The sequence below is a fragment of the Tardiphaga sp. 862_B3_N4_1 genome (assembly GCF_051811085.1).
Taxonomy (GTDB): Bacteria; Pseudomonadota; Alphaproteobacteria; order Rhizobiales; family Xanthobacteraceae; genus Tardiphaga; species Tardiphaga robiniae.
In genome coordinates this window covers 1,455,539-1,468,803 of the sequence record NZ_JBPWQB010000001.1, presented here as the reverse complement: position 1 = coordinate 1,468,803, position 13,265 = coordinate 1,455,539, and the positions used below count along the sequence as shown (strand labels likewise).

Below are 13,265 nucleotides of genomic sequence, written 5' to 3'. Positions count from 1 at the left end.
GGTCAATCCTTTCGCAGCTTAGCTGCGAGGCTCGCGAGCCCACGATGCAACGCCACGCGCACGGCGCCTTCGGTCATCGACAATTTCGACGCCGTGGTCTTGATGGATGCGCTTTCCACCGCGATCGATCGCAACACGTCGCGCTGCCGCGGCGGAAGATCGGCGAGATGATTGGATATCTCGACGGTGGGTAATGTTTCGGCGGGCGGTTCGCTCGGAATCGTCTCGGCAAAATCGTCGATGTTGACGAAGGTCCGACGCCCGCGCCGGCGCAGCGCATCGATCAATTTGTTGCGAGCGATCGCAAACAGCCACGGCGCGAATGGCGCGTTCGCGTCCCAGGTCTGCCGCTTCAAATGCACCGCCAGCAAAATGTCCTGCACAATATCCTCGGCCTGATCGGGCGGCTGGCCAGCCCGTGACAGGCCCTGCCGCGCTCCGGCACGCAGCACGGGCGTAACCGACTTCAGCAGGCGATGATAAGCAACGCTATCCCCTGCATTGGCCGACCGCATCAGATCGGTCCATTCGTCGTCACGTCCGCGCACGCGCGCTCCTAAAGCCAATTCGGCGGATAGTTTAATTTGTTACGTCAGCCGAGAGAAAAATCACGGAACCGTGAAGCCCTCACCTGCGCCCCAACCCCGAACCGAAGATTTCAAAGACATCCGGCTCATAACATCGAACCGTCAGAGTGGCATCCGTCGCCTTGATTTCAAAGGCAGATTTTTGCCGACGTCTGTGGAGACGATGGCTGCGGCGGTGTTCATGCCCCGTTTTTGCCGGACTCGTCCGAAGATTCCCTTTTTTTGCCCCGGTGTGAACACCTGCGCAGTTTCCCTTGCGGCCATTGGGGGCCGGTATTGTTGGGGAGATTTCCATGAACATCAGAGCCAGCGGGCGTGCGGCATTGGTCATCGCAGCCGGATTGTGGATCTGCACATCGGCACCGCTTCACGCGACCGAAAACGATGCCCCGGCGTCCGAGCCGGCCGCAGCGGTCGGCAGCGCCGCAGACACATCCGCCGAACCAGCAGCGAAGGCCACCAAGCACCGCAGTGCCAGGAAGAGCGAAACGAAATCGCGCAAGTCCGACCGGCAGGCCACCAAGGCGTCGAAAAAGCCCGCTGAGGAGGACGCCGCCAAGACGGAAGACGCGAAGCCGGGAAGCAGCGATACTGCCATCCCGTCATTGGTCGCCAATGCCAATGCGCAATGGCCCTCTGAGACCGCAGCGACCAACACCTACAACATATCATCGCAAGCCGGCAGCGCGCTTGGCCAAATCGGCGGCCAGCAGGAACAACCCGCAACGACCACGCCGGATTCCGGCGCCAGCAATGCGCAGCTCGTTGCCGCTGACCAGCTCAACGACCTCGATCGTGCCATCAGCAACGACAAACCGCCGCTGACGCTCGCAAAGGCCACCATCGATACGCCGGCGCTGGAAGTCGCCAGCGAGAACAGCACGACCTGGGACAAGACCTCCCTTGTTGGTAAGATCTTCATCGCATTTGGCGGTTTGCTTACCGTGGCCTCTGCGGCCCGCATGTTTATGGCTTGAACCCCATCCCCCGAGCGGGCAAATTGCGCGGGGCCGCCGATCCTGGCGGCTTCGGCAAAAATCCGCGGGATGGAACATGAGCAGCTACGAACACCTCATCGTTGAGCGCAAAGGCGCGGTCGGCATCATCACGCTGAATCGCCCGAAGATGCTCAATGCCCTTTCTTTCGGTGTGTTCGGCGAAATCAAGATCGCCGTCGACGAGCTGGAAGCGGACACTGCCGTGGGCTGCATCATCGTGACCGGCAGCGAGAAGGCATTTGCCGCCGGCGCGGATATCAAGGAGATGCAGCCAAAGAGCTTCATCGACATGTTCTCCAGCGACTTCACCGCGATCGGCGGCGACCGTGTCGCCACCTGTACCAAACCGACCATTGCTGCCGTCTCAGGCTATGCGCTCGGTGGTGGCTGCGAGCTCGCCATGATGTGCGACATCATGATCGCAGCCGACACAGCCAAATTCGGCCAGCCGGAAATCACGCTTGGCACCATTCCCGGCATCGGCGGCACCCAACGCCTCACCCGCGCCATCGGCAAATCAAAGGCGATGGACCTCTGCCTGACGGGCCGCATGATGGATGCGGCGGAAGCCGAGCGCTCCGGTCTCGTCAGCCGCGTTGTCCCGGCCGACAAGCTGATGGAAGAAGCCATCTCCATGGCGGAAAAGATTGCGGCCATGTCGCGGCCCGTGGCGACGATGGCGAAGAACGCCGTCAACCGCGCTTTCGAGACACCGCTCACCGAAGGCCTCAAGGTCGAACGCGATCTGTTTCATGCGACCTTTGCGCTAGAGGATCGCTCCGAAGGCATGGCCGCCTTCATCGAGAAGCGGAAGCCGGTCAACAAGAACCGCTAGACGGACGCACTACGCGCGAGCGCCGCGGACACCAGCACACGATAGGCGCGTTCGGCCCATGTGGCCGGACGATCGAGCCCAAGCCGCGCAAGCGCCGCTTCATCTGACGCACTCGGTGCGTGTGTCATGCCCTGCCAGAAAAGGCCTGCGAGTTGTTGTGGCGACACCGATGCGGCGCTCAGGACCTGCAGCGCAGGGATCAGGCGCTGTTCTACTTCGGTGAAGTCGCTACCAAACGGGAACATGGGCAGCAGACCAGCGTCCCGCGCCGGCTTGAGGGCAGCGGAGATCCGCTGGGGCACGTTGTCGCGATACGCAGCGGGAATGTCATAGCTCCTGGGAAGCTTTCCAGCATCCTTGGCCTGCTTCATCAGCTCCGACTGAAAGCGCGAGTCGGACACCTGAAGCATGGCCGCGATCACGTCGGCGTCCGATTTCCCGCGCAGATCGGCGACACCATACTCCGTCACGATGATATCGCGCAGGTGTCGCGGGATCGTGGTGTGACCGTAGCTCCAGCGAATATTGGAGGCTGGCTTCTTGCCGGCGCGCGTCGCTTCGAGAGTCAGGATCGAGCGTGCACCCTCCAGAGCAAAAGCCTGTGAGACGAAATTGTACTGTCCGCCGACGCCGCTCACGACCTGGCCGTTCTCGAGACCGTCGGAGATCGCGGTGCCCATCAGCGTCGCCATCATCGTATTGTTGACGAAGCGCGCATCGACACGCGCCTGCCGTTTCGCCTCTTCGTTGCCATAGAGCTCATTGGTGAACGATACCGGCATCATCTGGATTTTCGCCAGACGCTCCGGCGTCATGTCGCGCAGCGCCTGATAGAATGCCTTCGGCCCAAGAAAGAACGCGCCATGCACGATGGTGCCATCCACCTCGCGCTTGAGAATGCCCGCGTCGATCAAACCGAGAAATGCTTCGAACAGCATTTCGCTCACGCCATAGAGACCACGTTCGAACGTCGCGACTTCCTTCGGAGGCGCGGCGGGGGCAAGACGCTGCATCAGATCGCGGAACGCTGCATTGTCGCGGTGGCGAACGATCAGGCCCTGCGCCAGCGCATCGCCCACTTGCCCAATGCCGATCTGCAGCGTGCCGCCGTCGCGCACCAGGCCGGCAGCGTGCAATCCAATTGCGTATTTGGTGTCGTTGACCGGTTCGGACGGGGGCGCAAACAGCGGAAATTCAGTCTCCGGGCTCTCGAGCACCGCGTGAAACTCATCGCTGGTAAGATCACCCTGCCCCGGCATGAAGGGCAATTCCGAATTGACCTGACCGATTAGCCTGAACGAGACGCGACCTTCATTGCGCGCCCGCATCAGATCAACCGTGGTGTCGGTATTGCAGCTCAGACTATAGCGCGCGGCGCCATCGACCACACGCTTCGACACCAATTGCGTGATCACGTTAAGCCCGCGCGTCAGAAGATAGGACGACGCATGGGTGTAGTTTGCCGAAATATAGTGCTGCTGCGCGTCGGCAACCCGCAGCCATTTTCCCGCAAGGAAGAAGAATTCGTTGACCTGAATGTTTGGCGGCAGCTCACCTTTATGCAGCGCGTTTGCATAAGCGAGATCGGGATAGCCCCCGAACAGCCGTTCGATCACCGGATTGATGAAGCGCTTCTCCAGCTCGCTGGATGGTCTCGGCTTCTCCAGTGTCAGGGCAGAGAAGAACGTCAGTCTGACATTGCGATCGGCCAGCGCGCGCTGATAGAGCGCATTGATGATATGGTTGGCCTTGCCAAGCCCGAGCGGCAGCCCGACCACGAGCGTCGTCCCAACGTCGCGAATGATGTCTTCGGCGATGGCGTCGGGATCAGTGAAGATCTTGGGCATAAGCATTCCGGATGGGCAGGATCGGCAGCTCCTCAGCGCAATCGCGCAGCAAAGCCGGACAGAGTTACCACTGCGTGCGGTTATTCAGAAATGTGCCCGACATGCAACACACGCGGCCATGTGAAGCGGGTTTATTCGTCGCATTCACGGAGCGCCCCATCCTCCCTAGAGTCCTGATCAATCAAGCAAATCGGGGCAGCCAAATGCCCTGTGGGGAAAGCGCAAAAGCCCGGAGGTTCTTCGCCGGATGGTTTGCCTGCAAAGGCAACGCCCTCTAAACATACCTAGACGTCAGCGGGGGCGGACGTCCGAAGATTGCTTTGGGATAATATGGTTCGTCACGGCATATTTGGCCTCGCCGCAAGGCGCGCGCTTCGGACAGGCATGGCCCTGAGCCTGATTGGCTATGGCATTTTTGCTGCGGTCGATGCCCGAGCCGAAACGGTGTCGGAAGCCCTTGCCAAAGCCTATCAGTCCAATCCGCAGCTGAACGGCGAACGGGCCCGCCAGCGTGCCACCGATGAGAACGTTCCGCAGGCGATGGCCGGCTACCGGCCCCAGGTGGCAGCCACACTGAGCTATGGCCTTCAGGCCGTGCGCAACCTGCTCGTAGACAACACCATCCAGGGCGCAACGCTGAAGCCATGGACCATCGGCGTCACGGTCACCCAGACGCTTTATAACGGAAACAAGACAGCCAACAGTGTCCGCGTCGCGGAATTGCAGGTCCAGTCCGGCCGGGAAGCGCTGCGCAATGTCGGCCAAGGTGTGCTGCTCGATGCTGTCGTTGCCTATACCAATGTTCTCGCCAACCAATCGCTGGTCGAAGCCCAGCGCACCAACGTCACCTCCCTGCGCGAAACCCTCGGCATCGCCCAAAAGCGGCTCAACGCCGGCGACGTCACCCCCACCGACACGTCACAGGCCGAAGCGCGACTGGCGCGTGGCCAGGCCGATCTCAATGCCGCTGAGGTCAATCTCGCCATCAGCCAGGCAACTTATACGCAGGTGATTGGTGCTGCACCCTCGCGGCTCAGTCCGGCGGAACCGATGGATCGGCTGCTGCCGCGCAACCGCGACGATGCCGTCAATCAGGCCTTCAAGGCGCACCCCGCCGTGCTGGCAGCCGGCTACGATGTCGATGTGGCGACCACGACGATCAAGGTGGCGGAGAGCAGCCTGTTGCCTACTCTGACGCTGCAGGGCAGCGCCAGCAAATCCAGCCAATCGGATCCGACGCTTGGCACTTTTGGCACCGACCAGGCTTCGATTGTCGGCCAATTGACGGCGCCGATCTACGACGGCGGCCTCGGTGCTGCGCAGACACGCCAGGCCAAGGAACTGTCGTCGGTCAGCCGCTTGGTGCTCGAGCAGGTCCGTAATCAGGCCCGCACCGCAGTCGTCGGTGCATGGGTGTCAAATGAAGGCGCGAAGACGGCGGTGAGTGCCGCGGAAGCCGAAGTACGCGCTGCTGGCGTTGCACTACAGGGCGTACAGCGCGAGGCCCAGGGCGGTCAGCGCACCACTGTCGACGTCCTGAACTCACAGCAAGATCTCGTACAGGCAAAGGCACGCCTGATTGGCGCGCAACGTGACCGGGTCATCGCATCCTATTCGCTGCTCAGCGCAATTGGCAGGCTGGATGTGAAGACGCTTGGGCTGAACACGCCAGACTATCTACCAGAAGTTCATTACCATCAGGTACGCGATGCCTGGCACGGGCTGCGCACGCCTTCCGGGCAATAAATTATCCGGCTGAACTCTTCTTTGCCATCGCCGTGGTCATCGCGGCGACCAGCGATGCGAGGTCGTAGGGCTTGCGTACGATCGGCACGTCATCCATCGACGCCGGGATCAGGCTGGTTTCGCCATAACCTGTGGCAAAGACGAAGGGGATGCCCCGCTCGCGCAATGCTTGGGCCACCGGCACCGAACTGCCATTGCCGAGATTGACGTCGAGGATGGCCACATCAGGCCTCATGATCGTCAGCGCGATCAATGCTTCCTTGACCGAAGATGCCGTCTCGACCGATGCCGCGCCCTCGTGGGTCAGCATGGTCTCGACGTCCATGGCAATCAGAAGCTGGTCCTCGACCATCAACACCTTCAAGCCGCGCATCGACGCCATCGGCTTGTCGTCCTCGCGTCGGACGCGCACGTTGCGCGCCGCCACCGGTGCGGGCCAGACAACGAAGCGCGCCGGGACGAGCAACCGCACGCGCGCGCCGGCCGGCTCATAATCGACATCACTTTCACCCCCGAGATCATAGGGAATGCTGCGACTGATCAGCATCGATCCAAAGCCCGGCCGCAATGGCGGTATGACAAGGGGGCCGTCGCGCTCAAGCCAGTAGATTTCGCAATCGCCGATATCGGTGCGTTTCCACTCGAGCGACAAGCGCCCCGTGCTTACGGAAAGCGCACCATATTTGGCGGCATTGGTGGCCAGTTCGTGCAGCACCAATGCGAGTACCGAATAGGCCCGAGCGTCGAGCGAAACATCGGGCCCGGTCACCTCGATCGCTTTCACCGACTCGCGATACGGCGAAAATTCCGCATCGAGCAATCCTTTTAGCGCGCCGCCACCGGCGCCGCGGATGACCTGATCATGCGCAAGCGACAAGGCCTGAATACGTCCCTTCAGGGAGGCGACATAATCCTCAATGCTGCGCCCATCCTCGACCGGGTGCGAGACCAGCGATTTGATCAGTGCCAGGATATTCTTGACGCGATGATTGAGCTCTTCATTCAGCATTTTCTGGCGCAGGTCGGCCTTGTGCCGCTCATCCGCCAGTAATTCGTTGTGGCGAAGCACCACTTCCACCAAAGCCGAGCGCACGGCCTCGGCGGTGTCGCGCTCGTTTTGCAGCCATGGCTGCGACTGGCGTTGCACGATCTCCTTCCAGATCGCGAAGCTCTTGCGTGGCGTCAGCCGATCGCCCAACGGGCCAATTTCGTATGTCTTGTTGGGATCGCCTGCCCAATTCAGGGTTTGCGTCACTTCGCTGCGAAAGAACAGAAGATAGTCGCGCGGCAGTTGCGACAAGGGCACGGCCAGCACGCCGGAAACAGCAAGGGCATAGTCTTCAGCCGCCGGCAATCGATCTGACAATGCGCTCGTCGCCCACACCCTGCCCTCGGCGACCGAATTGATGAAGCCCATCAGCGCCGGCACTGCCGCAGCCGGCGGCGCGCTGCCATAAGACGTCCAGGTCTTGTTGAGGTATAGGCCAATACCGTCACACGGCATCAGCACGCTAAAATCGCGAATGCTTTCCTTGAGCAGGTCTTCGATATCGCTGTGATGCGAAACATTGTGCAACAGCTGGTCGAGATAGCGCCGCGCGCTTTCGCTAGCAGCCAGTTTGCGCTTTTGAAGAAGCCCGGCCAGTTGCATGGAAAAGAACTCGCCAAACATCTCTGCAGCAACGCGTTTCTCCATGGAAAGCGCGCGCGGTGCATAATGATGGCAGGCGATCAACCCCCACAGCACGCCGTCGTGGATAATGGAAATCGACATCGACGCACCGACGCCCATATTGCGCAGATACTCGCAGTGGATAGGCGAAACGCTGCGCAGATGTGCAAAGGACAGGTCGAGCGGTTCACCGGATGTGTCGAACTCTGGCTCGATGGCCACGCGCTCACCGCTTGCATCCGAGACGATACGCACCGTGTTCTGGACGTAAAGCACCCTCGCCTGCTGCGGGATGTCGCCGGCCGGGAAGTGCTGCCCCAGAAAGCTCTCGAGATCGCCGCGGCGCGCCTCGCTGATCACCCGGCCGGAACCATCATGAGCGAATTGATAGACCATCACCCGGTCGTAGCCGAGTCCGCCACGCAGCAGCCGCGCCGCATTGTCAAACAGCACGTCGAGATCGTTGCATTGACCGATGCGGCCGATCAGCAAGCGCGACAACTCCAGAGGCGGTGTCGCCTCGCTGGCGTCCACAGGCTCGAATTCGATGATGTTGACGCCCTTGTGCCGATGCACAGCGACGTTGAACGCGGTCTGCGAATGCGCGACCTTGAAATCAATCAGCAGTCCCGGGCGCTGCTGGTTGCCCCATTTGGCGATGGCATTGCGAATATCGTGCGCCGGCCCCTCGCCGATCAGATCGTCCAGCCTGCGGCCATTTATGTCGCTTGATCCCACGCCCAGCATCGCACCCGCATTGACCGAATGGCGCCGGACCATCCCGACGGATCCGTCGCAGGCGAGCAGACAGCCATAGGGCTGGATGCTGCCGGGAATGTGGATCGGCTCGCGATCGCAATTGGTCAGGTTGACAGGGTCGGTCTTGATGAGCATCAAAGGGTCTCTGAAAAGATACGGCGCTCGAAACGACGGCCACCAGCATGGCACGACTGCATGTTTTGAAAAAGATCAGCAAATACAGCGTTCAAGAGCACCAACCGCAACGCGCACGGGCGGAATAGCCCGGTGGGGAACCGGTCAACGGGCAAGCGCCGGTTTCGATCCATTTCGAGGCCGGTTTTTTAGGTATGCGCGATTGGGCTGCCTCAGGGACAGCCCGAGCCGCTCCCGTCGCAAGCTGGTTTAACGCGCCCGGCTTGAGAAGAACGAGATCAGCACCGGCAGGGTGATCAGGATCACCAGCGGCGCCAGCATCATGCCAGTGACGACGACAACCGCGAGCGGCTTCTGGACCTGAGACCCGATTCCCTCCGACAGCGCCGCCGGCAGCAGGCCGACGCCCGCAACGATGCAGGTCATGAGCACCGGCCGCAGTTGCAACTCGCCGGTCCGGATCACAGCCTTGATGCGTTCATAGCCCTCGTCGATCAGCTGATTGTATTGTGACAAGATCAGGATGCCGTCCATGACAGCAATGCCGAACAGCGCGATGAAGCCGATCGCCGCCGATACGCTGAACGGAATGCCCGTGATCAGTAGACCGAGCACGCCGCCAAAGATCGCCATCGGGATCACACTCATGGCCAGCAGTGTGTCGGCCATCGAGCCAAAGTTGAACCAGAGCAGCACGCCGATCAGAGCGAGGCTGATCGGCACCACGATGGAAAGCCGTGCGATAGCGTCCTGAAGATTGCCGAACTCGCCGACCCATTCGGTCCGCGAGCCCGGCGGCAGCTGAACGAGCGCGGCGACCTTGTCCTGCGCTTCCTGAATGGCGCTGCCGAGATCGCGTTCGCGTACCGAGAACTTGATCGGCAGATAACGCTCCTGGTTCTCGCGATAGATATAGGCCGCACCGGAGACGAGATTGATCGACGCCACTTCACTTAGCGGGATCTGCGCGATCGTGCCGTTCGGACCGGGCGCGCCGATGCGCAAATTCTGAATCGCCTCAGCGCTACGGCGATATTCCGGCGCTAACCGCACCATGATCGGGAAATGCCGATCGCTGCCGGGCTCATAGAGATCGCCAGCGGAGTCGCCGCCGATGGCCACCTTGATGGTGGCGTTGATATCGCCGGGCGACAATCCGTAGCGCGCAGCCTTGGCACGGTCGACGTCGATCTGGATGGTTGGCTGCCCCAGCGATGTGAACACGGCGAGATCCGTCACGCCCTGCACCGTCGACAGTACGGCCTTGATCTCGTTAGCGGTCTTGGTGAGTGCATCCAGATCGTTGCCGTAGAGCTTGATCGAGTTCTCGCCTTTCACGCCGGAGACGGCTTCAGAGACGTTGTCCTGCAGATATTGCGAGAAATTGAACTCGACGCCGGGAAATTTCGTCTGCAGTTCCTTGAGCAGGCGCGCCGTCAGCGCATCCTTGTCCTGCGGCGCCGGCCATTCGGAGGCAGGCTTCAGCGGGGCGAAGAATTCCGCGTTAAACAAGCCAGCCGCGTCGGTGCCGTCATCGGGACGGCCATGCTGCGAGACGACGGATTCCACTTCGGGCTGCTGGCGGATCAGCCTGCGCATCTCGTTGACGTAAGTGTTGCCTTCCTGCAGCGAGATCGTCGGCGGCAGCGTGGCGCGGATCCAGAGATTGCCCTCTTCCAGCTTCGGCAGAAATTCCAGGCCGAGGAAACGCGCCATGAAGAAAGTCACCACGACGAGACCAATCGCAATGCCCAGTACGATCTTTCGGCTGGCGACCGCCCAGTGCAGAACCGGCATATAGAGGCGATGCAGCTGGCGCATGATCCAGGTTTCGGTCTCCTGGACATGCGCCGGCAGAATGATCGCGCTCAGCGCAGGCGTGACGGTGAATGTCGCGATCAGGCCACCGGCCAGCGCATAAGCATAGGTCCGCGCCATCGGCCCAAAGATATTGCCCTCGACGCCAGACAGCGTGAACAGCGGCAGGAACGCGGCGATGATGATAGCGGCGGCAAAGAAGATCGAGCGCGACACGTCAGCGGATGCGCTGAGGATACCATGCTTCTTCATGCCCATGATGGTCTCGGGCGAGATGTGGCTGCGCTCCGCTTCGGAAAGCTCTGTGGTCTGGGTCAGCCGTCTGAAGATAGCCTCTACCATGATGACCGTACCATCGACGATCAGGCCGAAATCGATGGCGCCCACCGATAGCAGGTTGGCGGATTCACCACGCAGCACCAGAATGATGACAGCGAAAAACAACGCGAACGGAATAGTGGCGCCAACAATCAGCGCGCTGCGCAGGTTGCCGAGGAACATCCATTGCAGCAGCACGATCAGCAGGATGCCGACGACCATGTTGTGCAGCACCGTATGCGTGGTGGTATCGATCAGGTCCTTGCGGTCATAGATGCGCTCGATCCGCACGCCGGGCGGCAAGATGCCTCCGCGATTGATCTGCTGCACCAGCTGTTCGACACGCGCGATGGTCGGCGAACTCTTCTCGCCGCGGCGCATCAGCACGATGCCCTGGACGATATCGTCCTCCTGATTGAGACCGGCAATGCCGAGGCGCGGCTTCTCGCCGACCGACACCGTGGCGACGTCCTTGACCAGAACCGGATTGCCGTTGGTCTGGGAGATCATCGTACTGGAAAGGTCGTCGATCGAGCGAATGAGGCCGACGCCGCGCACCACGGCCGATTGCGCGCCGATATTCACGGTGTTGCCGCCGACATTGATATTGGCATTGCCGACGGCGGTCAGCAGTTGTGGCAGCGTCAAGCCATAGGCAACGAGCTTGCTGAAGTCGACCTGGATTTCATAGGTTTTGGTCTTGCCACCCCAACCAATGACGTCGATGACGCCTGGCACCGCACGAAAGCGGCGCTGCATCACCCAGTCCTGAAGGGTCTTGAGATCGAGTACGCTGTAGTTCGGCGGCCCCACCAGACGATAACGGAAGATTTCACCCACCGCAGAGATCGGCGATATCGTCGGCTGCGCATTGCCCGGCAAGGTCCCGAGCTGCGACAACCGGTTCAGGACCTGCTGCAACGCTTCGTCATAGGTGTAGTCGAACGAGAACTGCAGTTTGACGTCCGAGAGGCCGTAGAGCGAGATGGTGCGGATCGTTTTGAGGTTCTTGATGCCCGCGACCTGCGCTTCGATCGGAATCGTGATGTAGCGTTCGATTTCCTCGGCAGAGAGACCGTTGCTCTGGGTCACGATATCGACCATCGGCGGGGTCGGATCGGGATAGGCTTCGATGTTCAGCTGATTGAACGCAAACAAACCGCCGACGAATACGGCGACGAACATCGCCACCATCAGGAAGCGACGGTCGACGGCCAGGGCAACAAGACGATCCATCCAGATCGGACCTTTCAGAAGAGCCGAAGCTGGGTTTTAGCTGGCGGAGGCCGCGCGATCGATAAACAGGCTGCCTTTGGTGACAATGCGTTCGCCGGCTTTCAGGTTGCCATGGACCTCGACGAGATTGCCATTGGTCATACCGGTCTTGATCGTGCGCAGCTCGATGGTCTTGTCGTCATGCGCGACCCAGACGCGGACCTGATCGCCTTCATAGATCAGCGCCGTTTTCGGCACGCCTATCGTCGGCTGGTCGCCAGGCGCGTAGATCGTCACGGTGGTGAACATTTCGGGCTTCAGCAGACCGTTGCTGTTGTCCAGCGTGGCACGTACCAGCAGACGACGCGTCGCGGGATCGAGCGCAGTCGCGACATAGCTGATGCGGCCAGTGAGCACACGGCCCGGCAGCGCGAGTGCGGTGAAACTCATTTCCTGACCGATCTGCACGGCAGCAGCTTCGGTCTCGCGCACGAAGGCCGTGAGCCACACCGATGAGAGATCGCCGATCACGAAGACCGGGTCGGCAGCGCCGGCACTGATGTACTGGCCGGGGCCGATCTTGCGCTGAACCACCGTGCCTGCAAGCGGCGCGTAGATCGTCGTTTCCGGATTGATGCGGCCCTTCTCCTGAAACGCCGTAATGGCGTCTTCCGAGAGGCCAAGAATACGCAGGCGATTGCGTGCGGCTTCGAGTGCCGTGTCGGCGGTGCGCAGATCGTTCTGTGCTTGCAGCAGCGTGGCCTGGCTCTGCTGATAGTCTTTCAGCGGCACAGCCTTGCCTTCGAACAGGTCGCGGGCACGCTTGTCCTGGATCTGTGCGAGGTCGACTTGCGACTTCGCCTTGTTAAGAGCCGTGGTCGCGGCAACGAAATCATTCTGCGCACCGACAGTGTCGGCCGCTTCGATGACGAAGAGCGGCTGGCCCTTTTCGACGTGGTCGCCTGGTTTGGCGAGCAGCTTGGTGACGCGGCCGGCATAAGGTGAGAAGATCGGGGTCGAGCGGTCCTCATCGACGGCGATCTTGCCCTCTGTGACGTGTTCGGCGCGGAAGGCACGCACGGTGACCGGCTCGATGGTCAGGCTGGCCCATTCAGACGGCGACGTCGTATAGCGCTGCGGGTTCTTCCGCGACTGGCTCGAAACGTCGGAATGCCCCTTCGACGGGGTGGACAACCGCACGTAGCCGATGCCTGCGGCGACCAGCATGGCAGCAATGCAACCGCCCGCAATCAGGCGCTTTCCGCTAAACAGCTGAGATCGTTGATCTAAATTCGTCACTGTCCAGTCCTTGGTAGGAAACGCACTTATTCCGCG

Annotated in this window: 8 protein-coding genes; 3 read left to right on the top strand and 5 right to left on the bottom strand. The window is 61.0% G+C overall.

Features of this window, described 5'->3' with window-relative positions:
• Nucleotides 1–2: 2 nt before the first annotated feature.
• Nucleotides 3–548 carry a sigma-70 family RNA polymerase sigma factor gene (locus tag AB8B02_RS06715; protein WP_093761877.1) on the bottom strand — a complete coding sequence of 182 codons (546 nt, stop codon included), beginning with the start codon at nt 546–548 and terminating at the stop codon, nt 3–5.
• A 332-nt stretch (nt 549–880) separates the two neighbouring features.
• Between AB8B02_RS06715 and AB8B02_RS06710 the strand changes: the two genes are divergently transcribed.
• Both AB8B02_RS06710 and AB8B02_RS06705 read left to right on the top strand, forming a co-directional pair.
• The gene (locus AB8B02_RS06710) at nt 881–1,564 is read left to right on the top strand and encodes a hypothetical protein (protein WP_439063492.1); all 684 of its coding nucleotides are present in this window, start codon (nt 881–883) and stop codon (nt 1,562–1,564) included.
• A 76-nt stretch (nt 1,565–1,640) separates the two neighbouring features.
• Nucleotides 1,641–2,420, top strand: coding sequence for an enoyl-CoA hydratase (locus AB8B02_RS06705; RefSeq protein WP_439063491.1), 780 nt, complete (start codon nt 1,641–1,643; stop codon nt 2,418–2,420).
• On the opposite strand, the gene AB8B02_RS06700 is transcribed toward AB8B02_RS06705, so the two are convergent.
• On the bottom strand, nt 2,417–4,267 hold the full coding sequence (locus AB8B02_RS06700) for an acetyl-CoA hydrolase/transferase C-terminal domain-containing protein (protein WP_439063490.1): 1,851 nt from the start codon (nt 4,265–4,267) through the stop codon (nt 2,417–2,419). The genes AB8B02_RS06705 and AB8B02_RS06700 overlap by 4 nt on opposite strands.
• Before the next feature lie 330 nt (nt 4,268–4,597).
• Here AB8B02_RS06700 and AB8B02_RS06695 point away from each other — a divergent pair, with 330 nt between their 5' ends.
• Nucleotides 4,598–6,013, top strand: coding sequence for a TolC family outer membrane protein (locus tag AB8B02_RS06695; protein WP_089266977.1), 1,416 nt, complete (start codon nt 4,598–4,600; stop codon nt 6,011–6,013).
• 1 nt (nt 6,014) lies between these two features.
• Here AB8B02_RS06695 and AB8B02_RS06690 read toward each other — a convergent pair whose 3' ends face one another.
• The 3 genes from AB8B02_RS06690 to AB8B02_RS06680 all read right to left on the bottom strand — a co-directional run bounded on the left by AB8B02_RS06690 (nt 6,015) and on the right by AB8B02_RS06680 (nt 13,157).
• Nucleotides 6,015–8,579, bottom strand: coding sequence for an HWE histidine kinase domain-containing protein (locus AB8B02_RS06690; protein WP_439063489.1), 2,565 nt, complete (start codon nt 8,577–8,579; stop codon nt 6,015–6,017).
• A gap of 249 nt (nt 8,580–8,828) precedes the next feature.
• Complete coding sequence (locus AB8B02_RS06685) at nt 8,829–11,951, bottom strand: efflux RND transporter permease subunit (RefSeq protein WP_439063488.1); 3,123 nt, start codon at nt 11,949–11,951, stop codon at nt 8,829–8,831.
• Nucleotides 11,952–11,987: 36 nt separating this feature from the next.
• Nucleotides 11,988–13,157 carry an efflux RND transporter periplasmic adaptor subunit gene (locus AB8B02_RS06680; RefSeq protein ID WP_089266974.1) on the bottom strand — a complete coding sequence of 390 codons (1,170 nt, stop codon included), beginning with the start codon at nt 13,155–13,157 and terminating at the stop codon, nt 11,988–11,990.
• Nucleotides 13,158–13,265: the final 108 nt, after the last annotated feature.

What these genes read in the sequence shown, in the direction of transcription:
- AB8B02_RS06710 (WP_439063492.1), top strand. Translation starts at nt 881, where the DNA reads ATGAACATCAGAGCCAGCGGGCGTGCGGCATTGGTCATCGCAGCCGGA.
- AB8B02_RS06690 (WP_439063489.1), bottom strand. Translation starts at nt 8,579, where the DNA reads ATGCTCATCAAGACCGACCCTGTCAACCTGACCAATTGCGATCGCGAG.
- AB8B02_RS06680 (WP_089266974.1), bottom strand. Translation starts at nt 13,157, where the DNA reads ATGCTGGTCGCCGCAGGCATCGGCTACGTGCGGTTGTCCACCCCGTCG.
- AB8B02_RS06700 (WP_439063490.1), bottom strand. Translation starts at nt 4,267, where the DNA reads ATGCCCAAGATCTTCACTGATCCCGACGCCATCGCCGAAGACATCATT.
- AB8B02_RS06705 (WP_439063491.1), top strand. Translation starts at nt 1,641, where the DNA reads ATGAGCAGCTACGAACACCTCATCGTTGAGCGCAAAGGCGCGGTCGGC.
- AB8B02_RS06685 (WP_439063488.1), bottom strand. Translation starts at nt 11,951, where the DNA reads ATGGATCGTCTTGTTGCCCTGGCCGTCGACCGTCGCTTCCTGATGGTG.
- AB8B02_RS06695 (WP_089266977.1), top strand. Translation starts at nt 4,598, where the DNA reads ATGGTTCGTCACGGCATATTTGGCCTCGCCGCAAGGCGCGCGCTTCGG.